Genomic DNA, 25,348 nt, shown 5'->3' with positions numbered 1-25,348 from the left:
CTCAGCGCGCGCGCCGGCCGGCGTCGCGCACCTGGAAGAAGCCGACCTGCTGCAGGAGCGCCTCGGCCTGCGAGGCCATCTCCTCGGCGGTCCCGGAGAGCTCCTCCGCCGCCGAGGCGTTCCGCTGCGTGACCTGGTCCACGGTGGCCATGGCCTTCGAGACCTGGGCCACCCCGACCGCCTGCTGCTGCGACGCCGCCGCCACCTCCTGCACCAGGTCGGCGGTCCGCTGCACGGCGGGCACCAGCTCGGCGATCAGCGCGCCGCTGCGCTCCGCCACCTGCACGCTCGAGCCGGCCACCTCGCCGATCTCCTTCGCGGCGCGCTGCGCGCGCTCCGCGAGCTTGCGCACCTCGGCGGCCACCACCGCGAAGCCCCGCCCGTGCTCGCCGGCGCGCGCCGCCTCGATGGCCGCGTTGAGCGCGAGCAGGTTGGTCTGGTAGGCGATCTCCTCGACGATCGAGATCTGCTGCGCGATCGTGCGCATGGCCGCCACCGACTCGGCCACCGCCTTGCCGCCCACGTCGACGTTGCGCGCCCCCAGGGTCGCCATCTGCCCGGTCTGCCGCGCGTTGTCCGCGTTCTGCGCGATCGACGCGCCCATCTCCTCGAGGGACGCGGTGGCCTCCTCGGCGCTCGCCGCCTGCTCGCCGGTGCCCTGCGACAGCGACTGCGAGGTGGAGGCCACCTGCGCCGAGGCGGCGGTGAGCGCCTCCGCGCCGCCGCGGACCTCGCCGATCACCTCGGCCAGCTTCTCGCCCATGTCGCGCATGGCGCGCTGGAGCAGGCCGAGCTCGTCGCGCGAGGTGACCTGCACCGGGTCGCGCAGGTCCCCGGCCGCGATCCGCCTCGCCGCGCCGATGACGCCGCGGAGCGGCACGGTGATGCTCCGGGTGATCCACACGCCCAGCGCCGCCGCGAGCAGCACCGCGGCCGCGCCCATCGCGAGCGTGGTCGTCCGCGCCGCGGCGTGGTCCGCCTCCACGGCCGCCGCGGCGGTCCGCACGTGGACGCCCTCGTGCGCGAAGAACGCCGCCCACGCGCGGTGGACGTCGTCGAGCCGCGGGAGGACCTCGGCCCGGGCCAGCGCGCGCGCCTCCTCGAGGTGCCCCTGCTCGAGCAGCGCGTGCGCGCGCTCGAACGCCGCCGCGAAGGCCCGCCGCGCCGCGGCGACCTGCTCCATGGCCGCGACGCCCGGCTCGCACCGGAACGTGCGCACCCGCTCCGAGAGCGCGTCCACCAGCGCGTCCGCGTCGCGGTCGGCCGCGTCCGCCGCGGTCACCGCGGTCCGGGCGGCCTCGACGTCGGGCGCCAGGAACACCGCCGAGACCAGCGCCGTCTCGCGGCCGATCTGCTCCAGGCCCCTCACCCCCTGCTCCGTCTCCTCCCAGCGCGGGCCCGCCACCGCGCCGATGGCGTCCTTCTGGCTCGAGAGCCGCTGCACGCCCAGCCACGCGACGACCCCCAGGATGGCGATCAGCACGGCGAACACGCCCCCGAGGCGCTCGCCGATCCCGACGTTCTTCGTCACGTTGGCCTTCTCCATGGGCAGGGGCCGCCCCGGCGTCGGGGCGGCCGCCGCGGGATCATGCAACCCGCGGTCCGCCTTCAGTCACGCACCGTGAACGTCCGCGCGCCGGGAATCCGGAGCGAGACCGGGCGGCTGGTGCGGCGCCCGCCCAGGCGCGACCGGCGGCCGCACCGGTCCGCCGGGGACCCCCGGGTCCGCTGCGTCCCCGTACGAAGCGGTGAGCGCTCCCGCGCCCGCTCGCCGTGCGAGGGCCGCCGGATCCGGCGCCCGCCGTGGCATCATTCGGCCCCCCTCCCACCGACCGGAGCTTGCATGCCCCGCCGCGACGACGTGAAGAAGGTCCTGATCATCGGCTCCGGTCCGATCGTCATCGGCCAGGCCTGCGAGTTCGACTACTCCGGCACGCAGGCCTGCAAGGCGCTGCGCAAGCTCGGCTACCGGATCGTCCTCGTCAACTCGAACCCGGCCACGATCATGACCGACCCGGGCATGGCGGACGCGACCTACGTCGAGCCGCTCGACGTCGAGACGCTCACCCGGATCATCGAGAAGGAGCGGCCGGACGCGCTGCTCCCGAACCTGGGCGGCCAGACCGGCCTGAACCTCTCCTCCGAGCTCGCGCGGAAGGGCGTCCTCGACCAGTACGGCGTGCGCGTCATCGGCGTGAACCTGGACGCCATCCGGCGCGGCGAGGATCGCGAGACGTTCAAGGAGACGATGACGCGCCTCGGGATCGAGACGGCGCGGAGCGAGATCGCGACCACGCTCGAGCAGGCCATGGCGGCCGGCCAGCGCCTCGGGTTCCCGCTGGTGGTGCGGCCCGCGTACACGATGGGCGGGACCGGCGGCGGCTTCGCCTACAACGTCGAGGAGCTCGAGGAGATCGCCGCGCGCGGCCTGCTCGCGAGCCCGGTCTCGCAGGTGCTGGTGGAGGAGTCGGTGCTCGGCTGGGAGGAGCTCGAGCTCGAGGTGGTCCGCGACGCGAAGGGCAGGAAGATCACCGTCTGCTTCATCGAGAACGTGGACGCGATGGGCGTCCACACCGGCGACTCGTACTGCACCGCGCCCATGCTCACCATCTCGCCGGAGCTGCAGGCGAGGCTGCAGGACCAGGCCTACCGGATCGTGGACGCCATCGAGGTGATCGGCGGGACGAACGTCCAGTTCGCCCACGACCCGCGCACCGGCCGCGTGATCGTCATCGAGATCAACCCGCGCACCTCGCGCTCGTCCGCGCTCGCGTCGAAGGCGACCGGGTTCCCCATCGCGCTCGTCTCGTCGATGCTCGCCGCCGGCCTGACGCTGGACGAGATCCCGTACTGGCGCGACGGGACGCTCGACCGGTACACGCCGTCCGGCGACTACGTGGTGGTGAAGTTCTCGCGCTGGGCCTTCGAGAAGTTCAAGGGCGTGCAGGACCGGCTCGGCACGCAGATGCGCGCGGTCGGCGAGGTGATGTCGATCGGCAAGAGCTACAAGGAGGCGTTCCAGAAGGCCATCCGGTCGCTCGAGAACGGGCGGCCGGGGCTCGGCTTCGCGAAGGACTTCCACGAGCTGCCGCTCCCGGAGCTGCTGGAGCGGCTGCGCGAGCCCACCAGCGAGCGGCAGTTCCTGCTCTACGAGGCGATCCGCAAGGGCGCCGACCTCGACCTGCTCGTGCAGCGCACGCACATCAAGCGCTGGTTCCTCGAGCAGATGAAGGAGCTGGTCGCGCTGGAGGAGGAGCTGCTCCGGCACGCCGGGCGGCTGCCGCCGGACGACCTGCTGGTGCGCGCCAAGAAGGACGGGTTCGCCGACCGGTACCTGGCGCGGCTGCTCCGGGTCTCGGAGGCGGAGGTCCGCGAGCGGCGCACCGCGCTCGGCGTGGTGGAGGGCTGGGAGGCGGTCCCGGTCTCGGGGGTGCAGGACGCCGCCTACTACTTCTCGACCTACCGGGCGCCGGACGCGGTGCCGGCCCGGGCCGGCGCGAAGAAGATCATGGTGCTCGGCGGCGGGCCGAACCGCATCGGCCAGGGCATCGAGTTCGACTACTGCTGCGTGCACACCGCGTTCGCGCTGCGCGACGCCGGCTACCAGTCGATCATGGTGAACTGCAACCCGGAGACGGTCTCGACCGACTACGACACCGCCGACCGGCTGTACTTCGAGCCGGTGACGGTGGAGGACGTGCTCTCCATCTACCGCAAGGAGCGCCCGGACGGCGTGATGGTGCAGTTCGGCGGGCAGACGCCGCTCAACATCGCCCGCCAGCTCGAGCAGGCCGGGGTCCGCATCCTCGGCACCTCGCCCGAGACCATCGACCTCGCCGAGGACCGGGAGCGCTTCAGCGCCGTGGTGCGGAAGCTCGGGATCCCGCAGCCGGAGTCCGGCCTGGCGCGCGACCTGGACGAGGCGCTCGCGCTGGCGCGGCGCATGGGCTACCCGCTCATCGTCCGGCCCTCCTACGTGCTCGGCGGCCGCGGCATGGAGGTCGTGCACGACGAGGAGATGCTGCGCGAGTACGTGCGCAAGGCGGTGGACGTCTCGCCGGAGCGGCCGCTCTACGTGGACCGCTTCCTGGTGGACGCGGTCGAGACCGAGGCGGACGCCATCTGCGACGGGACCGAGGCGTTCGTGCCCGCGGTGATGGAGCACATCGAGCTCGCCGGCGTGCACTCCGGCGACTCCGCCTGCGTGATCCCGCCGGTGAACGTCGCGCCCGAGCACCTCGCCACCATCGAGGACTACACGCGCCGCCTGGCGCTGGAGCTGGGCGTGGTCGGGCTCATCAACGTGCAGTACGCCATCGCGGGCGGCACCGTGTACGTGCTCGAGGCGAACCCGCGCGCCAGCCGGACCGTGCCGCTCGTCAGCAAGGTCTGCGACCTCCCCATGGCCCGCATCGCCGCGCAGGTGATGCTGGGGATGCGGCTGAAGGACCTGAAGCTCGAGCGTCGCAAGCCCGGCTACTTCGGCGTGAAGGAGGCGGTGTTCCCCTTCTACATGTTCCCGGAGGTGGACCCGGTGCTCGGGCCCGAGATGCGCTCCACCGGCGAGGTGCTCGGGCTGGCGCGGAGCCCGGGGCTCGCGTTCTACAAGGCGCAGCAGGCGACGCGCTCGCCGCTCCCGCTCGCCGGGACGGTCCTCGTCACCGTGGCCGAGGCCGACAAGCCGCGGGTGGCGGGGGCGATCCGCGAGCTGGCCGGCATGGGCTTCCGCGTGAAGGCGACGCGCGGCACCCGCGACTACCTGGCGGGCCAGGGCATCGAGGCCGAGCTGGTGCTGAAGCTGCACGAGGGGCGGCCGAACCTCGCCGACGCCCTCCTGAACGGCGAGGTGAGCCTGCTCGTCAACACCCCCGCCGGCAAGCAGAGCACCCACGACGACTCGTACATCCGCAAGGCGGCCATCCGCGCCGGGGTCCCGTACGTCACCACCGCGGCGGCCGCGGTGATGACCGCGAAGGGCATCGCGGCGCGGCGCGCCGGCGCGGAGGGCGTGAGGAGCCTGCAGGAGTACCACGCGACGCTGCGCTGAGCGGCGCGCTGCCGCGCGGGGTGGGCGGCGGCGAGGCCGTCGTGAGGCACGCACGCCGTGCTAGAGGGATGGGATGCGCTTCGGCCCGCTCGTCGCCGCCCCGGCCCTGCTCACCGCCCTCGAGGACGTGCGGCTGCTCGACGCGCGCCCCGGCCCCGACGCCTACGCCGCCGGGCACCTCCGGGGCGCGCTCCACGCCGACCTGAACGTCCACCTCAGCTCGGCGTCGGCGCCCGGCTTCGACCCGGCGCGCGGCGGGCGCCACCCGCTGCCGGCGCCCGCCACCTGGGCCGCCCAGCTCGGCGCCTGGGGCATCGGCCCGGACACCCGGATCGTGGTCTACGACGCGGCCGGCGGCCAGAACGCCGCCGCGCGCCTCTGGTGGATGCTGCGGGCGTTCGGGCACGCGCAGGTCGCGGTGCTGGACGGCGGGTTCCAGGCGGCGCGCGCCGCCGGCGTCCCGGTGACCACCGCGCCCGGCGCGGTCGCCGCCGTGCCGCCGTATCCCGCCCAGGCCTGGTCGCTCCCGACGCTCTCGATCGACGAGGTGGCGGGGCGGCTCGGGGATCCGGCGTGGAAGGTGCTCGACGTCCGCTCGCGAGAGCGCTGGCGCGGCGAGGTGGAGACGCTCGACCCCGTCGCCGGCCGCATCCCCGGCACCCTGAACCTCCCCTGCGCCGAGAACCTCGGGCCCGACGGCCGCTTCCTCGCGCCCGAGGCGCTGCGCCGGAACTACCTCGCGCTGCTCGGCGGCACGCCGCCCGAGCACCTCGTCGTTCACTGCGGGTCGGGTGTCACCGCGTGTCACACGCTGCTCGCGCTCGACGCCGCCGGGCTCGGCGGCGCCGCGCTCTACGTCGGCTCCTTCAGCGAGTGGTGCCGGAGCGGCCGGCCGATCGGGAAGGGGTGAGCGCGCGCCACGCGCACTGCGCGTACGTGCCTCGACCCGCGCGCCCGGGACGCCGCAGCGACGGATGTGGGTTCCGCGCGCACACCGCACCCCACGACCACCCGATACCGGGCGGGGCGCTCTGCGAGCAGAGTCCTCGCCGTGGAGACGCGCGCGGGACACCGCCCTCCCCGCCGGATCACGGTGGTCGAGGACGACGAGAACATCGCCGGGCTGCTGGCGTTCCTGCTCGAGCGCGAGGGGTTCGCGCCCGAGATCGTGGGCGACGGCCGCGCCGCCCTGGAGCACGCGGCGCGCAACGAGCCGCCGAGCGCCATGGTGCTCGACCAGCTCCTCCCCTGCCGCAACGGCCTCGCGGTCGCCACCGCGCTCCGCGCCGATCCGCGCTGGGGCGAGGTGCCGATCCTGCTGCTCGGCGCGACGCGCTCCGCGGGTGGCGGCGCGGCGCGGGTGGACGCCTGGCTCGAGAAGCCGTTCGACCCGGGCGCGCTGATCACCGAGCTGAAGCGCCTCGCGAAGGACCGGCCGTGAGGCGCGTGGTCGCGGCGCTCGCCCTGCTCCTCCCGCTCGCCGTCCCCGCCGCCTCGACGGTCGAGCTGAGCCAGGGCGCCGAGGCGCTCTCGGGCGATCGTCCGGCGTGGCGCACCACCGCGCTCGACCTCGCCTGGACCGGCGACCGCGACCGCGCGCTCGCCGCCGGCGGCAGCCTGCGCGAGGCCTCGCGCTTCCGCGAGGACGACGTGGAGGGGGCGGTCTGGGCGCAGGCGCCGGTGGCCGGGTTCGTGATCGGGGTCGAGGGCTCCGCCAGCCCGACCTGGGAGTTCCTCCCGCGCTGGTCGGCGGGGGCGCGCGCGGAGCGCGGCCTCGGCGCCGGCTGGATCGCCTCGCTGGGCGGGCGCCTGCTCCGCTACGACGGCGAGCTGGGGGCGAGCACCGTCGCGCTGACCACGCTCGGCCTGGAGCGGTACTTCGGCCGCTGGCGCGCGGCCGCCTCCGGGACCGCGGCGGGGCTGCACGGTGCGTGGAGCGGCAGCGGGCGGCTCGCGCTCGACCTCTACTACGGCGAGCGCGGGCGGGTGGGCGTGGCCGTCGCCGCCGGGCGCGAGCTGGAGTCCCTGGGCGCGGGCGAGGTGCTGCGGACGGACGTGCTCGGCGCCGCGCTCACCGGCGTCCACCCGTTCTCGGCCCGGTGGGCGCTCACCTGGGACCTGACCGCGCAGCGGCAGGGGGAGCTCTACTCGCGGGTGGGAGGGCGCCTTGGCGTTCGCCGGAGCTTTTGAGCCGGTGGTCCGGGCCGCGTGGGCGACCGGCCTGCTCACCGTCCTGGTGAGCGCGGCGCTGGTCCTGCGCGTGCTCGGCATGCGGCGCCGGCTGGCGCGCGCGGAGGCGCGGCGGCAGGACGTCGTCGCGCGCTGGCGGCCCATCCTGTTCGAGGCGGTCGCCGGCGGCAGCCCGCGCCTGCCCGACCTCCCGCCCGAGGACGAGGACGCGTTCCTGCTGCTCTGGGTCCAGCTCCTCGACGGGATCCGGGGCGAGCCGCTCGAGCGGCTGGCCCGCGTCGGCGAGGCGCTCGGCGCGCGCGCGCTCGCCGCCGCCCGGCTCCGCCGCGAGGACGCGCTCGGGCGCGTGCTGGCGCTCCGCACGCTCGGCTACCTCGGCCGCGCCGAGGACCGCGGCGAGGTGCTGCGCTGGCTCGACGACCCGCGCTCCTACCTGTCGCTCGCGGCCGCGCGCGCGCTGGTGCGGATCGACCCCGAGGGCGCGCCGGCCGAGCTGCTGCCGCGCCTGGCCCGGCGCGGCGACTGGCCGGTGCCGCTGTTCGCGACCGTGCTCGCGGAGGCGAGCGCGCCCCGCGTGTCGGAGGGCTTCGCCGCGCTCTGCCGCGAGCTCCCCGCGACCGCGCTGGTGCGCCTGCTCCCGCTCGCGTCCATCGTGGACGCGGGCAGGGTCGAGCCCGTGGTGGCCGCGCTGCTCGACCGCGCGGACGAGCCGGAGGTGCTCGCCGCGGCGCTGCGCCAGGTGCGGAGCCCGGCCCTCCTCGACGCCGTCCGGCGCGCGGCGCGCCACGCCTCGTGGTCGGTCCGCGTGCAGGCGGCCGCCGCGCTGGGGCGCGTGGGCGAGCCGGCCGATCGCGAGCTGCTGGCCGGCCTGCTGCGCGACCCGGAGTGGTGGGTCCGCTACCGCGCCGCGCAGGCCCTCGCCGCCCGCCCCTACGGCTCGTCACAGGACGTGCTCGCGCTCGCCGAGGCGTCCGGCGACCGGTTCGCGCGCGACATCGTGCGGCAGGCGCTCGCGGAGGTGCGGCCGTGACGCTGCTCCGGCTCATCGAGGTCGTGCAGTGGGCGTTCCTCGCCTACTTCATCGCGCTCACGGTCTCGTACCTCGCGCTCAACCTCGTCTCGCTGCGGGTCATCGCGCGCGACGCGGACGCGCGCGCCTCGCTCCTGCTGCCGCGGTTCTTCTCCCGGCTCGAGCCGCCGGTGAGCATCATCGTCCCGGCGTTCAACGAGGAGGAGACCATCGCCGGCACCATCCGGTGCCTGCTCCAGCTCGAGTACCCCGAGCTCGAGATCGTGGTGGTGAACGACGGCTCGACCGACCGGACGCTGGAGGTCCTCACCCGCGAGTTCGAGCTGGTGCCGTTCCCGGAGGCGTACCGCATCTCGGTGCCGTCCACGCCGGTCCGGCGCGTGTACCGCTCGCTGCGCCACCGCAACGTGCGCGTGCTCGACAAGTCGAACGGCGGCAAGGCCGACGCGATGAACGCCGGCATCAACGCCGCGCGCTACCCCCTGTTCTGCGCGGTGGACGGCGACTCGGTGCTGCAGCGCGACAGCGTCGCGCGGGTGGTCCGGCCCTTCCTCGAGGACCCGACCACCATCGCCTGCGGCGGCACCATCCGCGTCCTGAACGGCTGCCGGGTGGTGGACGGGTTCGTCGAGGAGATCGGGATGCCGCGCGGCTGGATCGCGCGCGTGCAGGTGCTCGAGTACCTGCGGGCGTTCCTGTTCGGCCGGCTCGGCTGGGCGCCGGTGAACGCGCTCCCCAACGTCTCCGGCGCGTTCGGGATGTTCCGCCGCACCGCCGTCATCGAGGCGGGCGGCTACCGCACCGACACGGTCGGCGAGGACATGGAGCTCGTGCTCCGGCTGCACCGGCTCTACCGGCTCTCCGGCCGCCCGTACCGCATCTCCTTCGTCCCCGATCCCATCTGCTGGACCGAGGTCCCCGACACGCTCGCCGCGCTCCGCAGGCAGCGCGTCCGCTGGCACCGCGGCCTCCTCGAGGCCATCGCCGCCAACCGCCAGCTCCTGTTCCACCGCCGGGGCGGCGCCGCCGCGTGGCTCACCGTGCCGAACCTGCTCTTCTTCGAGGCGTTCGGCCCCGTGGTCGAGGTGGCCGGGTACCTGGTGATCGGCGCCGCCTGGGCGCTCGGCGTCATCTCCTGGAGCTCGTTCGCCGCGTTCTTCACCGCCGCGCTCGGCGTGGCGACGCTGCTCTCCGCGAACGCGCTGCTCCTCGAGGAGAAGTCGTTCCACGTGTACCAGCGGCCGAAGCAGCTCGCGGCGCTCATCGGCGCGGTGCTCGTCGAGAACCTCGGCCTCCGCCAGCTCACCGCCTTCTGGCGCATCTCCGGGATGCTGAGCTGGCTGTTCAACCGCCCCATCGCCTGGGGCTCGCCGGCGACCGCGGCCGCGGCCGACGCCCAGGCGCGCGAGGACGCGGGGCGCGCGGCGTAGCCGGGCCGCCGCGGCGGCCGGGGAGGCTCGCCGCACCGTGAACCGGCGGCGCTGCCCGCCTCACGGAGCGTGCGCGGCCGCGCCTTGCATTTTCACGAGAATCGGGCCAAGCCAGATGGATGGAATCGAGCCCTCAGGTCGTGGGTGAGCCGCCGAACCCGAAGCCGAAGCCGGGTGACGCCGCGCGCCGGCTGTGGGGCGCGCTCGGCGGGCGGCTGCCGCTGGTGGTCGCAGCGCTGGTCGTGCTCGTGGGCGTGACCACGTCCTACGTCCAGGTGGAGCCGGACGAGGTCGGGGTCATCCTGCGCCTCGGCCGCTTCATCGGGACCGTCGAGCCCGGGCCGCACTTCCGCATCCCCTTCGGGATCGACCGCATCACCAAGGTCCCGGTGCAGCGGCAGCTCAAGGCCGAGTTCGGCTTCCGCACCGAGCACCTCGACGGACGGACCACCTACCAGCCGGACAAGCCCGACCTGGCGCGCGAGTCGCTCATGCTGACCGGTGACCTCAACGTCGCCGTGGTGGAGTGGATCGTCCAGTACAAGATCAAGGATCCCTACCAGTATCTGTTCAAGGTGAAGAACGTCGAGGCGATGCTGCGGGACATCTCCGAGGCGTCGATGCGGGCCGTCGTCGGCGACCACTCGGTGAACGAGGTGCTCACCACCGGGCGCCAGCGGGTCGCGAGCGAGGCGAAGGCCCTGCTGCAGGGGCTGGCCGATCGCTACGAGACCGGCGTGGACATCCAGCAGGTGGTGCTCCAGGACGTGAACCCGCCGGACCCGGTGAAGCCCTCGTTCAACGAGGTGAACCAGGCGTTCCAGGAGAAGGAGCGCGCCATCAACGAGGCCTACGCCGAGCTGAACCGCGAGATCCCGCGCGCGCGGGGCGAGGCGGAGGAGACGCTGCGCGCCGCCGAGGGCTACGCCATCGAGCGCGTGAACCGCGCGCGGGGCGAGGCCGACCGGTTCGTCCGCATCCACGAGGAGTACCGGAAGGCGCCCGACGTCACGCGCCGGCGGATGTACCTGGAGACGCTCGCCGAGGTCCTCCAGCGCTCGCGGCAGAAGGTGGTGGTGGACGAGTCGCACAAGGGCGTGACGCCCATGCTGTGGATGGACGGCGCCGGCGCCCCGCCCGCGGCAGGCGCCGCGGCGAAGGCGAAGGAGCAGCCATGAACCGCTCCCCCGTCGTCGTGGCCGTGCCGGTGATCCTCGGGGTCCTCGTCGCGGCCGCGAGCGCGTACACGCTCACCGAGAACGAGCAGGCGGTCATCACGCGCTTCGGCGAGCCGCGCGGCGAGCCCATCAGCGAGCCCGGCCTGCACTTCAAGCTCCCGTTCGCGGACACGGTGAACCGGTTCGACAGGCGCTGGCTGGACTGGCGGGGAGACCCGAACCAGATCCCGACCAAGGACAAGAAGTACATCTGGGTGGACACGTTCGGCCGGTGGCGCATCGTGGACCCGCTGCGCTTCTTCCAGCGGCTCCGGGACGAGCGCAACGCGCAGTCGCGGCTCGACGACATCATCGACGGCGAGACGCGCAACGCCATCGCCTCCTTCGCGCTCATCGAGGCCGTGCGCACCACCGACCGCACCTTCGAGGACGACGAGTACTCCGCCGAGATCGGCGAGGCAGAGGCGCTCGAGCCCGTGCAGGTCGGCCGCGACCGGCTCACCCGGCAGATCCGCGACCGCGCCGCCGAGGTGGTGAAGGAGTTCGGCGTCGAGCTGGTGGACGTGCAGATCCGGCGCATCAACTACGTCAACGAGGTGCAGGTGAAGGTGTTCGACCGGATGATCTCCGAGCGGCGCCGCATCGCCGAGCGCTCGCGCTCGGAGGGCATGGGCCGGGCGGCCGAGATCCGGGGCCAGCGCGAGCGCGACCTGAAGGCGATCCGCTCCGAGGCGTACCGGAAGGCGCAGGAGGTCTCCGGGAAGGCCGACGCGGAGGCGACCCGGATCTACGCGGCCGCGTTCGGCCGCGACCCCGAGTTCTTCCAGTTCCTCCGGACGCTCGAGGCCTACCCGCGCACCGTGGACGGCTCCACCTCGCTGTTCCTCGGCACCGACACCGAGTTCTACCGGTACCTCCGCAGCTCGAAGAAGCAGTGAGCGGGCCGCTTCGCGATGCAGCGGCGGGACCTGGGCGTCACCCCGCGGTCTCGGCGTCCGCCACCGCGAAGAGGTACCAGCTCGGTTGTCCGGGCGCGTCGCCCGGCATCTCCACCGCGACGGCGTCCTCGACGCGCACGACGCCGTAGTTCAGCTCGACCCGGTCCGGGGCCGCGCTCGGGCCGACGGCGATGGCGAGCAGCCCGTACGGAAGGCTCAGCGCCGCGAGCGCACCGCCGCCCCGCCACCGGCAGACGTCGCCGCGCCCGAGCACCTCCCGCAGCCCGTCGGGCTCCGGGACGGTGACGGTGCGCGTCGTACGGTCCGCCAGCAGGCGGACGAGGAGCCCGCCTTCGCCGAAGGAGACGACCTCGCAGAACTCCGGTCGGTTCGCCGGGTCCTCGCCGAACGCCCGGCGCACCTGGATCGGATGCGGCGCCGACCGTACCCTCTCGCCAGGAGCGTCCCGCTTCATCGTCCCTCCCCCGCGATCGAACGTACCCCGCGGCCGGACACGGGCGCGCCGGGTCCAGGCGCTCAGGGCACCGGGTGACCGGCGGGGACGAGCACGATGACCTGCTCGCGCTCGCCCAGGTGGAGCGCCTTCCGGACCGCGGCCGGCTCCATGCCGCCGACCACCACGGCGCCGAGCCTGAGCGCGACGGCCTGAAGGAGGAGGTTCTCGGTCGCCGCGCCAGCCTCCCAGTCGCTCCAGGTGCGCGCCCGCGGGCCCGCGTCCATCCGCTCGTACACCGCCGCGACCACGAACACCGCCGGCGCGGCGTGGACCTGCTCCTGGTCGGTGGCGCGGGCCAGGAGCCGCTCGCCCTGCTTCGCGCTCGCGAGCGGCTCGAGCGCGTGGCGCGCGGGCAGGTAGCGATACGCGCCGGGCGGGAGCCCGTCGACGTGCTGCGCCACCACCGCGATCTCCAGCGGATACTGCCGCCGGGCCGACGGCGCCGCGCGCTGCCCCTCGGGCCCGGTCACGCCCTGCGCCGCCCACAGGAGCTGGCCGACCTCGGCGAGCGTGAGCGGCTCGGCGGTGAATGCGCGCACCGAGCGCCGCGACGCCAGGGCCGCCTCCACGCCGAGGCGCCCCTCCCTGTGCGGCGGCGGCAGGGGGACCGCGGGAGCCGCGGCCGCGCCGGGACCGGGCGCGAGCAACGCGAGCACGAGGAGCCGGCGCGCGAGGCCTGGGAGCATGGCGACCTCCGGGGAGAGACCGCCCCCAGCACACCACCGTCGCCGGCGGCCCGGCGTGGCCTTCGGGGCCGTGCGACCGCCGCGAGCGCGCGCGGCGCAAGGGCGCCGGCGTGCGCGCCGCCGCCGCGCCCCGCGGCGCGACAATCGGCTGCGCCCCTGAAGGAAGCGCCCGACCCCCGATCCGCGCGCCCAAGATGAGGAGCGAGCCGTGACGCGGCCGCGGCGGTGCCAGGGGGGGACCCTCGCCGCGACGGCCTGGCGCGGGGCGGCCGCGCCTTCCACGCGCGGAGGCCACCGCGGGCGCACCGGCAGCGCAGGAGGCGCCGTGAGCCCGCTCCGGCCGCTCAAGCTCGTCGCCATCTGGTCGCTCATCCCGAGCTACTCGCTCGCCGGCGCGCTCATCGGCTACGGGCTGGACCGCTGGTGGCACACCTTCCCGCTCATGCTCGCCGCCGGGATCATCGTCGGCTTCGCCCTCGCGATCCGCGACATGCTGAAGCTCCGGGACGAGATGTTCGGCGGCAAGCCGCCGGGGGGCTCCGGATGACCCCCGCGCTCGGGCCTCACCTGCCGGCCATCGTCGTCGGGAACTTCCTGATCGTGGCGGCCGTGCTGCTCGCGCTCGGCAAGCTCGCGACCGCCCGCGCGCCGCGGGAGCTCCCGGGCGGCGTCCAGAACGCAGCCGAGGCCGTCCTCGACTGGTTCGTCGGCCAGGCCCGCCGGCTCCACCCGGACGGCGTCCGGCTCATCGCGCCGTTCCTCGCGACGCTGTTCCTCCTGATCCTCCTCAGCAACCTGCTCGCGCTCCTGCCGGTCCCGCTCCTCCGCATCCCGCCGACCTCCTACTACGGCGCGACCCTCGCGCTCGCGCTCGTCTCGGTGGTCGGCGTCCTCGTGATCGACGTGCGGCTGCGGGGTCCGAAGGCGGGGCTGCTGCACCTCGTCTGGCCGAACCCGCTGCAGCTCGTCACCGAGGTGAGCCACGCGCTCTCGCTCTCGCTGCGGCTCTACGGGAACATCGGCGGCGAGCTCATCGTCGGCGCGCTGGTCACGCAGGCGGTCCCCTGGGGCGCCCCGCTCCTGGTCCACGCGCTCGGCCTCTTCCCGGTCGCCATCCAGCCGCTCGTCTTCACGCTCCTCACCGCCAACGCGCTGGCGATCGCGCTGCAGGGCCACCGCGCGGCGGGGGCCGGAACGGAACGGAGCGCGTGATGCCGCACCCCTTCACCCGAGGCCGACGCGAGCACGCCCATGAAAGAGATCCTGCTCGTCTTCGTCCCCACGCTGACGCTCGTCCCGCCCGCGGTCGCCGCCTCGCTCGCGATGCGCAAGATCTCGAGCACCGCCCTCGAGGGCATGACCCGCCAGCCGGAGATCGCCCAGCAGCTGTTCACCACGATGCTCGTGAGCATGGCGCTCGTCGAGGCGCTCGTCATCTACTGCCTCGTGATCGCGCTCATGGTGGCGGCCAAGATCTAGCCCGCGCACCGCGCGGGCGCCGGGGCTCCCGATGGTGCTCGATCCGTTCGCCCAGCTCGACCTCAGGACCGTCGCCGCGGTCGTCCTGATCTTCGCGGCGACGCTCGCCGTGCTGCGCCGGACCTGCATGCTGCCGCTCATCGACGTCATGGAGCGCCGCGCCGCCCGCATCGAGGCGGCCCGCGCGAAGCGCGCGGAGGCGGAGGCGGCGCTCGCCGCGGCCCGCCGGCGGGCGGAGGAGCTCCTCGCCCAGGCCCGCGCGGAGGCGGACCGGATCGCCGGCGCCGCCCGCGAGGAGCGCGCCCGCGCCCGGCAGGAGCGGCTCGCGCGCGCCGGCGCGGACGCGGACGCGTCGCTCGCGCGGGGCCGGGAGGAGGTGGCGGCGCTTCGCCGCGAGGAGCAGGCGCGGCTCGCGGAGGACCTGCGCGCCTGCGTCGGGCAGGTGCTGGCGCGGGTCGCCGGGCCGGTGGACGAGCGGGCGGTGCGGTTCCTCGTGGACGGCGCGCTCGCGGCGCAGGAGGTCAGGTGACGGATGGGCGCGCTCCTCCAGGCAGCCCTCGACGAGGTGACGGCGCATCCGGCCACGTTCGCGGTCGAGGCCGGGCAGGCGCTCGTCCTCATCGCGGCGCTCGCGTGGGCGGTGCGGCGCTTCGCGTCCAGGCGGCTCGAGGCCCGCCGCGAGGGCATCGCGTCGGCGCTGGCGGAGGCGGACCGCGCGGAGCAGGAGGTGGGCGCGCTGCACGCGGAGGCGCGCGACGTGGTGGTCCGGGCGGAGCAGGAGGCGGCGCGGCTCGTGGCGAGCGCGCGGGAGGAGGCCGGGAAGGCGCGCCAGGCGACGGACGCCGCGGTCGAGGCGGAGGCGGCCCTGCTGATCCGCCAGGCGAGCGAGACGCTCGAGCGCGAGCAGCAGGCCGCGCGGGCCGAGGCGTCGGAGCGCCTGGTCCGGCTCACCACCGCGACGGCGCGCCGGTACCTCGACGAGGTCCTCACCGACGCCGAGCGGCGCGCGCTCACGCAGAAGGCCATCGTGGCGGGGCTGGAGGAGCTCGAGCGCGGGCTCCGGGAGCCGGGGGCGGGAACGTGAGCGGCGAACGGCGCCAGGGGGCCGCCGCGCTGGCGAGCCGGCTGCGCCAGGCGCTCCACGGGATGCCCTATCCACGCGTGGTCCTGGAGTGCCGGTTCCCCGTCTCCCCCGCCCTGCTGGAGCGGGTGCGCGAGACGCTCTCGGCGGCCGCCGGCGTGCCCGTCGCCGTCGAGCTCCGCGTGGACCCGCGGCTCGCGGCGGGCGCGTCGCTCCTGCTCGGCCGCGGCACGCGCCTCGACCTCGACGTGGGCCGCGCGCTGCTCGACGACGTGGACCGCGCGCTCGCGGCGCGCCCCGCGGAGGCGGAGGCGACGCTGGCGGACGCCCGACGCCGGGTCGGGGACGCCGTCGAGGGGGCCGTCGCCGGGCTCCGGCTGGAGGACGCGGCCGACCGCGGCACGGTGGTGCAGGTCGGCGACGGCGTCGCAACGGTGCGCGGCCTGGAGCGGGTGGGCGCGCAGGAGGTGGTCCGGTTCGAGAGCGGCGTGGACGGGATCGCGTTCAGCCTGCTCGACGACGCGGTCGGGTGCCTGCTGCTCGGCGCGGAGCGCCCCATCGCCGAGGGGAGCGCGGTGGTCCGCACCGGGCGGCAGCTGCACGTCCCGGTGGGCGACGCGCTGGTCGGGCGGGTGGTGGACGCGCTCGGCCGGCCCATCGACGGCGAGGGCCCGATCCGCAGCGGCCGGGAGCGCCCCATCGAGCGGCCCTCCCCTGGCGTGGTCGAGCGCCGCCCGGTGTGCGAGTCGCTCCACACCGGCATCAAGATCCTCGACGCGCTCGTGCCGCTCGGGCGAGGCCAGCGCGAGCTCGTGCTGGGCGATCGCGGCATCGGCAAGACGACCACCGCGCTCGACGTCATCCTGAGCCAGCGGGGCGCGGACGTCGCCTGCGTCTACGCCGCCATCGGGCAGCGGGCCTCCGCGGTGGCGCGGACCGTGGCGCTCCTGCAGGAGCGGGGCGCCATGGCGTACACCACGGTGCTGGCCGCGTGCGCCGGCGAGCCGCCCGCCTTCCGCTACGTGGCCCCGTACGCCGCGTGCGCCATCGCCGAGGAGCACATGGCGCAGGGCCGGCACGCGCTGGTGGTCTTCGACGACCTGTCCAAGCACGCCGTCACCTACCGCGAGATCTCCGCGCTCCTGCAGCGCCCCATCGGCCGCGAGGCGTATCCCGGCGACGTGTTCCACGTCCACTCGCGCCTGCTGGAGCGCGCGGCGCGGCTGCGCGACGACGCCGGCGGCGGCTCCCTCACCGCGGTCCCCATCGTCGAGACCCTGGCCGGCGACGTCTCGGCGTTCATCCCGACGAACGTCGTCTCGATCTGCGACGGCCAGGTCTTCCTCGACGCCACGCGGTTCAACGAGGGCTTCCGCCCCGCCGTGGACGCCGGCCTCTCGGTCTCCCGGGTCGGCGGCATGGCCCAGAGCCCCGCGATGCGGAAGGTCTCCGGCCGGCTGCGCGTGGATCTGGCCCAGTACGGCGAGATGGCGCGGTTCGTGAAATTCGGGGCCGAGGTGGACGCGGCCACGCTGCAGCAGCTGCGGCGCGGGGAGCGCGAGCTCGAGCTGCTGAAGCAGCCCGCCCACGCGCCGCTGCCGCTCGAGAAGGAGGTCGTGACCCTGTACGCCGCCGTGAACGGCTTCGCCGACGACGTCCCCCTGGAGCGCATCCCCGCCTACGAGGAGGCCCTGCACCGGTTCATGGAGGCTCGGCACCCAGAGGTGCTGGCGCGCATCCGCGAGACCGGCGACCTCGCCCTCGCCGTCGAGGAGCGGCTGCGCGACGCGCTCGGTGCCTTCAACGCCGCGTTCACGCCGCCGGCCGGCGGCGCGGCCGAAGGGGGGCGGTGATGGGCAAGCTGCTCGAGCTGCGCAGCCGCATCCGCGCGGTGGAGAACATCCAGGCCGTCACCCGGACCCTGGCCACCGTGGCGGCGGCGAAGCTCGCGCTCACGCGCCGGCGCGCGGCCGGCCTGCGCGCGTACGCGGCTCGGCTGCGGGAGGTCCTGTGGGCCCAGGAGGCGACGCTGGCGGCCGCCGCGCGTAGCGGGGAGGGCGCGTTCGCGGACGCGCTGCTCGAGCGCACGCCGGTGCAGGGCGCGGCGCTCCTCCTGCTCACCGCGGACCGCGGCATGTGCGGCGGCTACAACCTCGAGATCTGCCGGCTCGCCGACGACTTCCGGCGCACGCGGGAGCGCGCGGGCCAGCGCGTGCGGTTCGTGGTGAAGGGCGCGAAGGGGAAGCGCCACCTGGCGCGGCGCGGCGCCGAGATCGTGCACGAGGAGGGGTGGCAGCGCGGCGGCGCCAGCGCAGGCGACGTGGAGCGGCTCGCCGTGCTCCTGCTGGAGCTGTTCCGGTCGCGCGCGGCGGACGAGGTGTGGATCGCGTACACCGAGTTCCACTCCCCGATCCACCGGGCCCCGCGGCTCCGGCGCCTGCTGCCGCTCGAGCTCCCGCGCGCCGAGCGCCTCGCCGTGGCGGAAGCGCCGGCGCCGGCGCGCTGGGACTACGAGCCCTCCGCGCGCGAGCTCCTCGACGAGCTTTTCGCCATCCACCTGAGGGTCCAGCTCTGCGACGCGCTGCTGGAGTCGTACGCGAGCGAGCAGGGGGCGCGGATGGTCACGATGGAGGAGGCGACCGCCCGCGCCGACACGGCGCTGCACGAGCACCGCGTGCAGCACAACCGGCTGCGGCGCGAGGCGATCACGATCGACCTGCTCGGCGCGGTGTTCGCGGCGCGCGGCGTCGGCGCGCCGGGGGCCGCGCAGGGCGGGGGCGCCGAGGGGAGCCGATGAGCGACCGGCCGGCGATCGTGGAGGAGGCGCTGGCGCGGCTGCGCCGCGGGCTCGTGGAGGCGCGCGCCCCCGGCACGGTCCTGCGGGTGCTGGGCGCGGTGGTGGACGTGGCGTTCGCCGGGAGGCCGCCGGCCATCGACGGGCTGCTCCGGGCGGGAGACGCCGTGCGCGGCCTGCCGCTCGAGGCGGTGCAGCTCCTGGGCGGCGGGGTCGTCCGGACCATCGCGCTCGGGTCCACCGACGGGCTCGCCCGCGGTGTCGAGGTCTTCGACACCGGCGGGCCGATCCGCGTCCCGGTCGGCCCGGAGACGCTGGGCCGGGTCTTCGACGCGCTCGGCCAGCCCATCGACGAGCGGCCGTTCCCCGGGGCCGTGCGGACCGAGAGCATCCACCGGCCACCCACGCCGTACGCCCGGCTGGTGGCCGCCCCGCAGGTGCTCGAGACCGGCGTGAAGGCGATCGACCTCCTCACGCCGTTCCCGCGCGGCGGGAAGATCGCCCTGTTCGGCGGGGCCGGCGTCGGCAAGACGGTCGTGGTGATGGAGCTCATCCGGAACATCGGCGTCGAGCACCGCGGCGTCTCGGTGTTCGCCGGCGTGGGCGAGCGCACGCGCGAGGCGAACGACCTCTGGCTGGAGATGCGGCGGTCGGGGGTCCTGGAGCGGTCGGTGCTGGTCTTCGGGCGCATGAGCGAGCCGCCCGGCACGCGGTTCCGTGTCGCGCTCTCGGCGCTCACCATGGCCGAGCACTTCCGCGACGAGCGCAAGCAGGACGTCCTGCTGTTCTTCGACAACGTCTACCGGTACGTGCAGGCCGGCCTGGAGGTGTCGATCCTGCGCGCGCGGGTCCCGTCCGAGGTCGGCTACCAGCCCACGCTGTTCACCGAGATGGGCCGGCTCCAGGAGCGCATCGCCTCGACCCGCGACGGCGCCATCACCTCGATCCAGGCGGTGTACGTCCCCGCGGACGACCTCGCGGACCCGGGCCCTGCCTCCGTCTTCGCGCACCTCGACGCGACCGTCGTCCTCTCCCGCCGCATCGCCGCGCAGGGGCTCTACCCTGCGGTCGATCCGCTCCAGTCGTCCTCGAACGTCCTGCTGCCCGCCGTCGTGGGCCCCGAGCACGCCGAGGTCGCCGGGAAGGTCCGCTCCTACCTGCAGCGGTACGGCGCGCTGCAGGACCTCATCGCCATCCTGGGCGTCGAGGAGCTCTCCGACGAGGACAAGATCGTGGTCCGGCGCGCCCGGCGCCTGCGGCGGTTCCTGTCGCAGCCCTTCCACGTGGCCGAGGCCTACACCGCGATCCCCGGTCGCTACGTGCCGCTCGCGGAGACCCTCCGCGGGTTCAGGGAGATCGTGGAGGGGTGGCACGACGAGGTGCCCGAGCAGGCGTTCTTCATGGTGGGGACGATCGGCGAGGCGCTGGAGGCCGCCGGGAGGCTGAAGGGGCCCTCCGCCGAGGCGCCACCGCAGGGCGGCGGCGTGGAGGTCCGATGAGCGCTCGCACGCTCGTGCTGGAGGTCGTCACGCCCGACGGCATCGCCCTCGCCGAGCGCGACGTGGACGCGGTCGTCCTCCGCCGCCGCGAGCGCCGGTTCGAGCTCGGGAGCGAGCTCGCGATCCTGCCGCTGCACGCCCCCGTGCTGATCCGCATGCCCATCGCGCCCGTGCGCTACCGCAAGGGTGGCGAGACGACGTACCTCGCGCTGGCGGGTGGCTTCGCGGAGGTGCGCGGAGATCGGGTGCTGCTCCTGACCCCGCGCTGCGAGCGGATCCCGGGCGACACGCCCTCCCCCGCCGCGGCCGCGCGCGAGCTGTGCCGGGCGTGGTCCCGGCACCCGCACGACTTCGCGGCGGAGATGGTGGGCGCGGCCCCCGACCGCGACCGGGGTGACGTCCCCGGCGGCGCGCCTTAGATCTCGCCGGTGGCCACCGCCCGGCTGCTGCTCGACTCGCCCGCCGTCCGCGTGACGGACCTGCGCTGCGGATCCCCGCGCTCCGGCCCGTCCGCCGAGCGCGGCGCGGAGCCGGCGCACCTCGCGCTGCTCCGGCGCGGCGCCTTCACGTACCACCTCGGCGCGCGCGCGTTCCTCGGCGACGCGACCACCGCGCTCCTTCACCTCGAGCCGGCGAGCTACCGGGTCAGCCACCCCGGCCCGGACGGCGACGAGGTCACGGTGGTCGAGCTGCCGGGCGAGACCTTGCCCGAGCTGTTCGGCCGGGCGCCTGCGGTGGCCTGGGCGGTCGCGCCCGCGGCGCAGCTCCGGCACCACCGGCTGATCGGCGCCCTCACGCGTGGCGCCCTCGGCGCGCTCGCGGCGGAGGAAGCGGTGCTCGGGCTTCTCGCCGAGCTGGCCCGCCACGCCGCCTTCCCGCGGCTCTCGCGCCGCGACCGGCGGCTCGTGGACGGCGCCAAGGCGCGGCTCCACGCCGACCTCGGCCGGAACCTCGCCCTGACCGACGTCGCCGCGGCGCTCGGCGCCTCGCCGTTCCGGCTGATGCGGACGTTCCGCGCCGCGACCGGCCTCAGCGTGCGGGCGTGGCGACGCCGCGCCCGGGTGCTGGAGGCGCTGGCGCGGATCGCCGCCGGCGAGGACGACCTCGGCGCGCTCGCGGTCCGCGTCGGCTTCGCGCACCACAGCCACCTCACCGACTCCTTCCGCGACGTGCTCGGGGCGCCGCCCAGCGCGCTGCGTCGCCTCGTCCGGGCGCGGCTCGAGCAGGACCGCACGTTCCTGGAAGCGCGGTGAGCGAGGCCCTCCTAGCGTCGGAGGAATGACGCCTCGCCTCGTCCCGGCCCTCGCGGCCGTGCTGCTCCCCTGCCTCGCCTCGCCCGCCGGCCCTGCGCTGTTCGCCGAGGGCGTCGTCTCGACCGGCTTCGACGACGCCCACGTCGCGTTCACGCCCGACGGGCGCACGATGTACTTCGTGCGCAGCACGCCCGACTTCGCGCACTGGACCGTCCTCGTGAGCCGGCGCGAGGGCCGGCGCTGGTCGGCTCCACGGGTGGCCCCGTTCAGCGGCCGCTTCGGCGACGCTGACGTGTTCGTCACGCGCGACGGCCGCCGGCTGTTCTTCGTCTCGAACCGGCCCCTGCCTGCGTCCGGGACCGAGGCGCGACCGGACACGGAGATCTGGGTGATGGAGCGCGCCGGCGCGGGCTGGGGCCCGCCGCGTCACGTGGCCGAGCTCTCCAGCCCCGGCGACGAGTGGTTCCCGGTGCTGACCGACGACGGCACGATCTACTTCGGCTCGGATCGGCCCGGGGGCCACGGGAAGTCGGACCTGTGGCGCGCCCGGTGGCTCGGCGATCGGTTCGGACCGCCCGAGAACCTCGGCGCGCCCGTCAACGGGCCCGACCAGGAGATCGAGGCGTACGCCTTCCCCGACGGCCGCACGCTCGTCTTCGCCGCGAAGGGGCGCCCGGGCGGCGCCGGCGAGTACGACCTCTACGCGAGCTACGCCTGCGACGGCGGCTGGACCGAGCCCGAGCCGCTCGGCGCCGGCGTGAACTCGAAGGGCTGGGAGTTCGGGCCGCGGCTGTCGCCCGACGGGCGCACGCTGTACTTCACGAGCAACCGGAGCACGTGGACGGTGCCGGCCACCGCGCTCGACCTCGGGGCTCTCACCGGGCGCCTCTCGCGCCCCGGCAACGGGCTCCGCGACGTGTACGCGATCGACGTCGCCGCGCTCGGGCTCCGCTCGCCGTGCGGCGCGGCGAAGGCGGCCGCGCCGTGAGCGCCGCGCGGCGAGAACCCGTGTGCCGGGCCGTTCGAGACGAGGACGACAGGAGAGATACAGACGTAGGGACATGTCGCATTCCGCGCTATCCTGAGGCCGCCCAGCGGGGAGGCAGCCATGCCATCGGAGCGCGAACGTCCAGTCACGATCGTCCGGCTCGAGGGCACGTTCGACCTGCCCGCGGCGAGGCTCCTCGAGCACTCGCTGCGCACCATGCGCTCGGGCGACCGGGTGCTGGTCGACTTCTCGCGCGCGCGCCGGTTCAACGACTTCGGGATCGCGGTCCTGGCCCGGGCCCTCGTCGTCGCCGCCGGCGTCGAGCTCAGGCTGACCGGGCTCGGGATGCACCAGGTGCGCCTGCTGCGCTACTTCGGCGTCGGCCCGGAGGTCTTCCGCCGCGAGCCCGGCGGGCGGCCGTCGGCCCACGACCACGACTGAGCTGGCCAGGGGACGGCCGCGCCCGCGACGAGCCCGAGCCATGCCGCCACGAACGCGATGCGGCGGGCGATGCTCGGCTGCGCGAGGTCGGGCACGGCGGGATTCTACGACGAGGCGCGCTTCACGCCGAGAGCGGCAGCTCGACCGTGAAGCGCGTGCCGTCTCCCCGGCGGCTCTCGACGTGGATCTCCCCGCCGTGCGCCTCCACGTTCTGACGGACGATCCAGAGCCCGAGCCCGAGCCCGCCGACGCCTCGGGCCGCCGCGCCGCGCTCGAAGCGCTGGAAGATCCGCGTCCGATCCTCCTCCGCGATCCCGGCGCCCTGGTCCGCGACGACCAGGCGCGCGAGGCCGCCGTGGGACGACACCGAGACGTGCACCGGCTTGTCCTCGCCGAACTTGAGCGCGTTCCCCACCAGGTTCGCCACGATCTGCTCGAGGCGGGCGCGATCCCATCCACCGACGAGCCCGGGCTCCGCCTCGATCCGGACGCGCTCGGCGCTCGCGAGCCGGGCGACCACCCGCGCGACGAGGGCACCCAGCTCGACCCGCTCGCGGACCAGCGGGATCTCCAGCTGCGCGAGGCGCGTCGAGTCGAGCAGCATCTCGACCAGGCGGGCGAGCCGCTCGGCTCCCCGCTGGAGGCGCTCGGTCGAGCGGCGCGCGCCCTCGACGTCGGCCGTCTCCAGCGCGCGCGTCACGCCGCTCACGGCCAGGTTGAGGACGGTGAGCGGCGTCCGGAGCTCGTGCGCGGCGAGGCCGAGCAGCTCGTCACGCAGGGCGACTGCGGAGCGGAGCTCACGCTCGAGCTTCGCGCGCTCGAGGGCCGCCGCGGCGAACCCGGCGATCGCCTCGAGCAGGGCGGACTCCCGGGGGGTCGCGGCGTGGCGCACCGCCCAGTAGGCGCCGATGGCCGCGACGGGCTGCGCCGCCAGGACCGGCTCCATCAGCATGCTCTTCACGAAGGTGGGCCGGTACGCGTCGTACGGGACGCGGGGATCGGCGTACACGTCCTCGATCACCACGGTCTCCCGGTGGTCCATCGCCCAGCCCGAGACGCAGGAGCTGGCCGGGAACGCGGTCCCCTTCCACAGGGGAGAGATGGCGTCCTCGTCCGCGTAGCGAACCAGGTCACCCTCGCGCAGCACGAAGGTCACCCCGTCCGCGCCGAGCAGCCTCCGGGCAGCGACCTTGACGATGCGGCCGACGCCCTCGACGTCCGGGGCGATCGCGAGCGCGCGGGCCACGTCGATGAGGTCGAGGACCTTGTCGGCGTGGGCGGGAGTGGACCGCGCGTGCGCTCCGGCGGTGAGGGCCATGCGCGACATCGTAGCGCGGTCTGGCTTCCCGGGCGGAGCCGCGGCACCCGGGCCCCACCGCGTCTGGCCCGTCAGGGCGGGGCTCGCGGTCCACCGCGCCGTCCCGTGTCTCGGCTGCCCCACTTCGAAAACGGCGGCGCTGCCGTGCGAGCGTCCGGCCGTTACAGGGGACGCATGGCCCCCGTCATCGTGGTCTCCGGAGCGGTCGGAGCGCTCGGAAGTGCCCTCTCCACGCACCTCGTCGCACGCGGCTACCGCGTGGCCGGCGTCGGGCTCCGCCGCCACGAGGAGCGCCTGCGCGCGCTCGAGAAGGAGCTCGGCGCGTCGTTCGCCGGGTTCTCCCTCGAGGCCGACTCGACGCCGGCGTGGGACGCGACCTGGGCGCCGTCGAGCCACGCCTCGGCGCCATCTCCGGCGCGGCGCTGGTCGCGGGAGGCTGGCGCGGCGGCCGGCCCTTCCACGAGGATCCCGACGAGGGCACCTGGCGCAGCATGCTGGACGAGAATCTCGAGTCGGCCCAGCGCGCCCTGCGCGCGCTGATGCCGCGCCTCGTGGCGCGGCGCGCCGGCAGCGTGGTGGTGGTCGGCTCGCGAAACGTGGAGCGCCCGTGGTCGGGGACCGGCGCGGCGGGCTACACGGTCGCGAAGAGCGCGGTGGTCGCGCTCGCGCGCGTCGTCGCCGCCGAGGTCCGGGAAGCCGGCGTGCGCGTGAACGCCGTCCTGCCGAGCACGATCGACACGCCCGCGAACCGCAGCGCCATGCCCGACGCCGACCCGTCGCGCTGGGTCGAGCCCGGGTCGCTCTCGGCCGTCATCGAGTTTCTGCTGTCGGATGCGGCGCGGGACGTGAGTGGCGCGGTGCTCCCGGTGTACGGGCGCGCGTGAGCGGTGCCGGAGCGTGATCGTCCAGCACGACGCACCCTCGATCGACGACGCCGGTCGCGAGCGACCTCTTGCTGACCACCGAGGGGATGCCGACCGCCCGGATCGTTCAGGGTCGGAGCTTGCCCTCGGCAAGCAGCTCGCGGGTGCGCTTCAGCGTCGAGTGCAGGGCCGCCTTGTAGCCCTTGTCGCTGTCGAACTGGACCTGTTCGGCGTGCTCCTCGGGTCCGCCCGGCTCCTTGCCGCGCAGGCCTAGGTAACAGTAGAAGCGGAGCTGTAGGGCACCCGCCTCGTCCTCGAACAGCTCGTTGACGATGGCGCCTTCGCGCGGACCCGTCGCCTGGAAGAAGGTGACCTTGCGCTGCGGCTCCAGGGTGATGATCTCGCGGAGATCGGCCCCCGCGATGGTGGCTTCGCGCACGAGGTGCGTCGCGCTCTCCTCCACGACCTCGCACCGAGTGCAGAGGCCCGGCGGCAGGAACAGGCGGGCGTCGCGGGCCTTGAGCTCCAGGCCGGCCCAGGCTTGCGCCCGGGTCAGCCTGGTCTCGCCCTCCGGATTCACCGGAACCGTCGCCGTCGAGTAGATCATGGCCGTCGT

General features: G+C 75.1%; 26 protein-coding genes. 21 read left to right on the top strand and 5 right to left on the bottom strand.

All coding sequences use genetic code 11. The features are described 5' to 3' along the window. Window position 1: 1 nt before the first annotated feature. Window positions 2-1,531, bottom strand: coding sequence for a methyl-accepting chemotaxis protein (locus ACOQFB_RS02770; protein ID WP_059436605.1), 1,530 nt, complete (start codon window positions 1,529-1,531; stop codon window positions 2-4). A 312-nt stretch (window positions 1,532-1,843) separates the two neighbouring features. Between ACOQFB_RS02770 and carB the strand changes: the two genes are divergently transcribed. The 8 genes from carB (at window position 1,844) to hflC (ending at window position 11,813) form a co-directional block, all read left to right on the top strand. Beyond that, complete coding sequence (carB, locus tag ACOQFB_RS02765) at window positions 1,844-5,047, top strand: carbamoyl-phosphate synthase large subunit (protein WP_059436580.1); 3,204 nt, start codon at window positions 1,844-1,846, stop codon at window positions 5,045-5,047. 73 nt (window positions 5,048-5,120) lie between these two features. Then, the gene (locus tag ACOQFB_RS02760) at window positions 5,121-5,957 is read left to right on the top strand and encodes a sulfurtransferase (RefSeq protein ID WP_421610413.1); all 837 of its coding nucleotides are present in this window, start codon (window positions 5,121-5,123) and stop codon (window positions 5,955-5,957) included. 141 nt (window positions 5,958-6,098) lie between these two features. Next, on the top strand, window positions 6,099-6,488 hold the full coding sequence (locus ACOQFB_RS02755) for a response regulator (RefSeq protein ID WP_237757825.1): 390 nt from the start codon (window positions 6,099-6,101) through the stop codon (window positions 6,486-6,488). Next, window positions 6,485-7,237, top strand: coding sequence for a YaiO family outer membrane beta-barrel protein (locus tag ACOQFB_RS02750; protein ID WP_421610414.1), 753 nt, complete (start codon window positions 6,485-6,487; stop codon window positions 7,235-7,237). Before ACOQFB_RS02755 ends, ACOQFB_RS02750 begins: the two co-directional genes overlap by 4 nt. Then, window positions 7,215-8,267, top strand: coding sequence for a HEAT repeat domain-containing protein (locus ACOQFB_RS02745; protein ID WP_421610415.1), 1,053 nt, complete (start codon window positions 7,215-7,217; stop codon window positions 8,265-8,267). The genes ACOQFB_RS02750 and ACOQFB_RS02745 overlap by 23 nt, the downstream gene beginning before the upstream one ends. Then, window positions 8,264-9,697, top strand: coding sequence for a glycosyltransferase family 2 protein (locus ACOQFB_RS02740; RefSeq protein ID WP_421610416.1), 1,434 nt, complete (start codon window positions 8,264-8,266; stop codon window positions 9,695-9,697). The genes ACOQFB_RS02745 and ACOQFB_RS02740 overlap by 4 nt, the downstream gene beginning before the upstream one ends. 119 nt (window positions 9,698-9,816) lie before the next feature. Further along, on the top strand, window positions 9,817-10,875 hold the full coding sequence (hflK, locus tag ACOQFB_RS02735) for an FtsH protease activity modulator HflK (RefSeq protein ID WP_059436576.1): 1,059 nt from the start codon (window positions 9,817-9,819) through the stop codon (window positions 10,873-10,875). Next, on the top strand, window positions 10,872-11,813 hold the full coding sequence (gene hflC, locus ACOQFB_RS02730) for a protease modulator HflC (RefSeq protein ID WP_421610417.1): 942 nt from the start codon (window positions 10,872-10,874) through the stop codon (window positions 11,811-11,813). The genes hflK and hflC overlap by 4 nt, the downstream gene beginning before the upstream one ends. Before the next feature lie 37 nt (window positions 11,814-11,850). Here the strand turns inward: hflC and ACOQFB_RS02725 are convergent, their stop codons facing one another. After that, window positions 11,851-12,234, bottom strand: coding sequence for a hypothetical protein (locus ACOQFB_RS02725; protein WP_421610418.1), 384 nt, complete (start codon window positions 12,232-12,234; stop codon window positions 11,851-11,853). 116 nt (window positions 12,235-12,350) lie between these two features. Further along, a complete protein-coding gene (locus tag ACOQFB_RS02720) occupies window positions 12,351-13,016 on the bottom strand; it encodes a SagB/ThcOx family dehydrogenase (RefSeq protein WP_421610419.1) in 666 nt (221 codons plus the stop codon). Window positions 13,017-13,341: 325 nt separating this feature from the next. Between ACOQFB_RS02720 and ACOQFB_RS02715 the strand changes: the two genes are divergently transcribed. From ACOQFB_RS02715 to ACOQFB_RS02660, 12 genes are all read left to right on the top strand, one after another. Continuing rightward, window positions 13,342-13,563: an AtpZ/AtpI family protein gene (locus tag ACOQFB_RS02715; protein WP_059436572.1), complete on the top strand. Its 222-nt coding sequence runs from the start codon at window positions 13,342-13,344 to the stop codon at window positions 13,561-13,563. Further along, on the top strand, window positions 13,560-14,228 hold the full coding sequence (locus ACOQFB_RS02710; protein WP_059436571.1) for a F0F1 ATP synthase subunit A: 669 nt from the start codon (window positions 13,560-13,562) through the stop codon (window positions 14,226-14,228). Before ACOQFB_RS02715 ends, ACOQFB_RS02710 begins: the two co-directional genes overlap by 4 nt. Before the next feature lie 39 nt (window positions 14,229-14,267). Beyond that, on the top strand, window positions 14,268-14,495 hold the full coding sequence (gene atpE, locus ACOQFB_RS02705) for an ATP synthase F0 subunit C (RefSeq protein ID WP_059436570.1): 228 nt from the start codon (window positions 14,268-14,270) through the stop codon (window positions 14,493-14,495). Window positions 14,496-14,526: 31 nt separating this feature from the next. Continuing rightward, complete coding sequence (locus ACOQFB_RS02700; protein ID WP_059436569.1) at window positions 14,527-15,024, top strand: F0F1 ATP synthase subunit B family protein; 498 nt, start codon at window positions 14,527-14,529, stop codon at window positions 15,022-15,024. 3 nt (window positions 15,025-15,027) lie between these two features. Beyond that, window positions 15,028-15,579 (top strand): F0F1 ATP synthase subunit B, encoded by a 552-nt coding sequence (locus ACOQFB_RS02695; protein ID WP_421610420.1) that lies wholly within the window; start codon window positions 15,028-15,030, stop codon window positions 15,577-15,579. Then, window positions 15,576-17,429 (top strand): F0F1 ATP synthase subunit alpha, encoded by a 1,854-nt coding sequence (gene atpA / locus ACOQFB_RS02690; RefSeq protein WP_421610421.1) that lies wholly within the window; start codon window positions 15,576-15,578, stop codon window positions 17,427-17,429. Before ACOQFB_RS02695 ends, atpA begins: the two co-directional genes overlap by 4 nt. Further along, window positions 17,429-18,373 carry a F0F1 ATP synthase subunit gamma gene (locus tag ACOQFB_RS02685; protein WP_421610422.1) on the top strand — a complete coding sequence of 315 codons (945 nt, stop codon included), beginning with the start codon at window positions 17,429-17,431 and terminating at the stop codon, window positions 18,371-18,373. Before atpA ends, ACOQFB_RS02685 begins: the two co-directional genes overlap by 1 nt. 53 nt (window positions 18,374-18,426) lie before the next feature. Beyond that, complete coding sequence (gene atpD / locus ACOQFB_RS02680) at window positions 18,427-19,869, top strand: F0F1 ATP synthase subunit beta (protein WP_421610468.1); 1,443 nt, start codon at window positions 18,427-18,429, stop codon at window positions 19,867-19,869. Beyond that, window positions 19,866-20,288 (top strand): F0F1 ATP synthase subunit epsilon, encoded by a 423-nt coding sequence (locus tag ACOQFB_RS02675; protein WP_421610423.1) that lies wholly within the window; start codon window positions 19,866-19,868, stop codon window positions 20,286-20,288. The genes atpD and ACOQFB_RS02675 overlap by 4 nt, the downstream gene beginning before the upstream one ends. Window positions 20,289-20,297: 9 nt before the next feature. After that, window positions 20,298-21,122 carry a helix-turn-helix domain-containing protein gene (locus ACOQFB_RS02670; RefSeq protein ID WP_494492443.1) on the top strand — a complete coding sequence of 275 codons (825 nt, stop codon included), beginning with the start codon at window positions 20,298-20,300 and terminating at the stop codon, window positions 21,120-21,122. Window positions 21,123-21,147: 25 nt separating this feature from the next. Further along, the gene (locus tag ACOQFB_RS02665; protein WP_421610425.1) at window positions 21,148-22,110 is read left to right on the top strand and encodes a TolB family protein; all 963 of its coding nucleotides are present in this window, start codon (window positions 21,148-21,150) and stop codon (window positions 22,108-22,110) included. Between the two features lie 120 nt (window positions 22,111-22,230). Then, on the top strand, window positions 22,231-22,551 hold the full coding sequence (locus ACOQFB_RS02660; RefSeq protein WP_059436563.1) for an STAS domain-containing protein: 321 nt from the start codon (window positions 22,231-22,233) through the stop codon (window positions 22,549-22,551). A 121-nt stretch (window positions 22,552-22,672) separates the two neighbouring features. Here the strand turns inward: ACOQFB_RS02660 and ACOQFB_RS02655 are convergent, their stop codons facing one another. Further along, on the bottom strand, window positions 22,673-23,869 hold the full coding sequence (locus tag ACOQFB_RS02655) for a GAF domain-containing sensor histidine kinase (protein WP_421610426.1): 1,197 nt from the start codon (window positions 23,867-23,869) through the stop codon (window positions 22,673-22,675). Window positions 23,870-24,234: 365 nt separating this feature from the next. On the opposite strand from ACOQFB_RS02655, the gene ACOQFB_RS02650 reads away from it, so the two are divergent. Continuing rightward, a complete protein-coding gene (locus ACOQFB_RS02650; RefSeq protein ID WP_494492442.1) occupies window positions 24,235-24,753 on the top strand; it encodes an SDR family oxidoreductase in 519 nt (172 codons plus the stop codon). A gap of 106 nt (window positions 24,754-24,859) precedes the next feature. On the opposite strand, the gene ACOQFB_RS02645 is transcribed toward ACOQFB_RS02650, so the two are convergent. After that, complete coding sequence (locus ACOQFB_RS02645; protein WP_421610428.1) at window positions 24,860-25,339, bottom strand: SRPBCC family protein; 480 nt, start codon at window positions 25,337-25,339, stop codon at window positions 24,860-24,862. Between the last annotated feature and the right edge of the window lie 9 nt (window positions 25,340-25,348).

It is taken from the genome of Anaeromyxobacter sp. Red801 (assembly GCF_049201065.2).
Taxonomy (GTDB): Bacteria; Myxococcota; Myxococcia; order Myxococcales; family Anaeromyxobacteraceae; genus Anaeromyxobacter.
The sequence above is the reverse complement of the archived record's forward strand: the minus strand, read 5'-3'. Positions and strand labels throughout refer to the sequence as shown.

Bases quoted from the DNA above. Each gene is read 5' to 3' on its own strand.
- carB (WP_059436580.1), top strand. From the start codon at position 1,844: ATGCCCCGCCGCGACGACGTGAAGAAGGTCCTGATCATCGGCTCCGGT.
- ACOQFB_RS02760 (WP_421610413.1), top strand. From the start codon at position 5,121: ATGCGCTTCGGCCCGCTCGTCGCCGCCCCGGCCCTGCTCACCGCCCTC.
- hflK (WP_059436576.1), top strand. From the start codon at position 9,817: ATGGAATCGAGCCCTCAGGTCGTGGGTGAGCCGCCGAACCCGAAGCCG.
- hflC (WP_421610417.1), top strand. From the start codon at position 10,872: ATGAACCGCTCCCCCGTCGTCGTGGCCGTGCCGGTGATCCTCGGGGTC.
- ACOQFB_RS02720 (WP_421610419.1), bottom strand. From the start codon at position 13,016: ATGCTCCCAGGCCTCGCGCGCCGGCTCCTCGTGCTCGCGTTGCTCGCG.
- ACOQFB_RS02710 (WP_059436571.1), top strand. From the start codon at position 13,560: ATGACCCCCGCGCTCGGGCCTCACCTGCCGGCCATCGTCGTCGGGAAC.
- atpE (WP_059436570.1), top strand. From the start codon at position 14,268: ATGAAAGAGATCCTGCTCGTCTTCGTCCCCACGCTGACGCTCGTCCCG.
- ACOQFB_RS02700 (WP_059436569.1), top strand. From the start codon at position 14,527: ATGGTGCTCGATCCGTTCGCCCAGCTCGACCTCAGGACCGTCGCCGCG.
- ACOQFB_RS02695 (WP_421610420.1), top strand. From the start codon at position 15,028: ATGGGCGCGCTCCTCCAGGCAGCCCTCGACGAGGTGACGGCGCATCCG.
- ACOQFB_RS02685 (WP_421610422.1), top strand. From the start codon at position 17,429: ATGGGCAAGCTGCTCGAGCTGCGCAGCCGCATCCGCGCGGTGGAGAAC.
- ACOQFB_RS02675 (WP_421610423.1), top strand. From the start codon at position 19,866: ATGAGCGCTCGCACGCTCGTGCTGGAGGTCGTCACGCCCGACGGCATC.
- ACOQFB_RS02665 (WP_421610425.1), top strand. From the start codon at position 21,148: ATGACGCCTCGCCTCGTCCCGGCCCTCGCGGCCGTGCTGCTCCCCTGC.
- ACOQFB_RS02660 (WP_059436563.1), top strand. From the start codon at position 22,231: ATGCCATCGGAGCGCGAACGTCCAGTCACGATCGTCCGGCTCGAGGGC.
- ACOQFB_RS02655 (WP_421610426.1), bottom strand. From the start codon at position 23,869: ATGGCCCTCACCGCCGGAGCGCACGCGCGGTCCACTCCCGCCCACGCC.
- ACOQFB_RS02645 (WP_421610428.1), bottom strand. From the start codon at position 25,339: ATGATCTACTCGACGGCGACGGTTCCGGTGAATCCGGAGGGCGAGACC.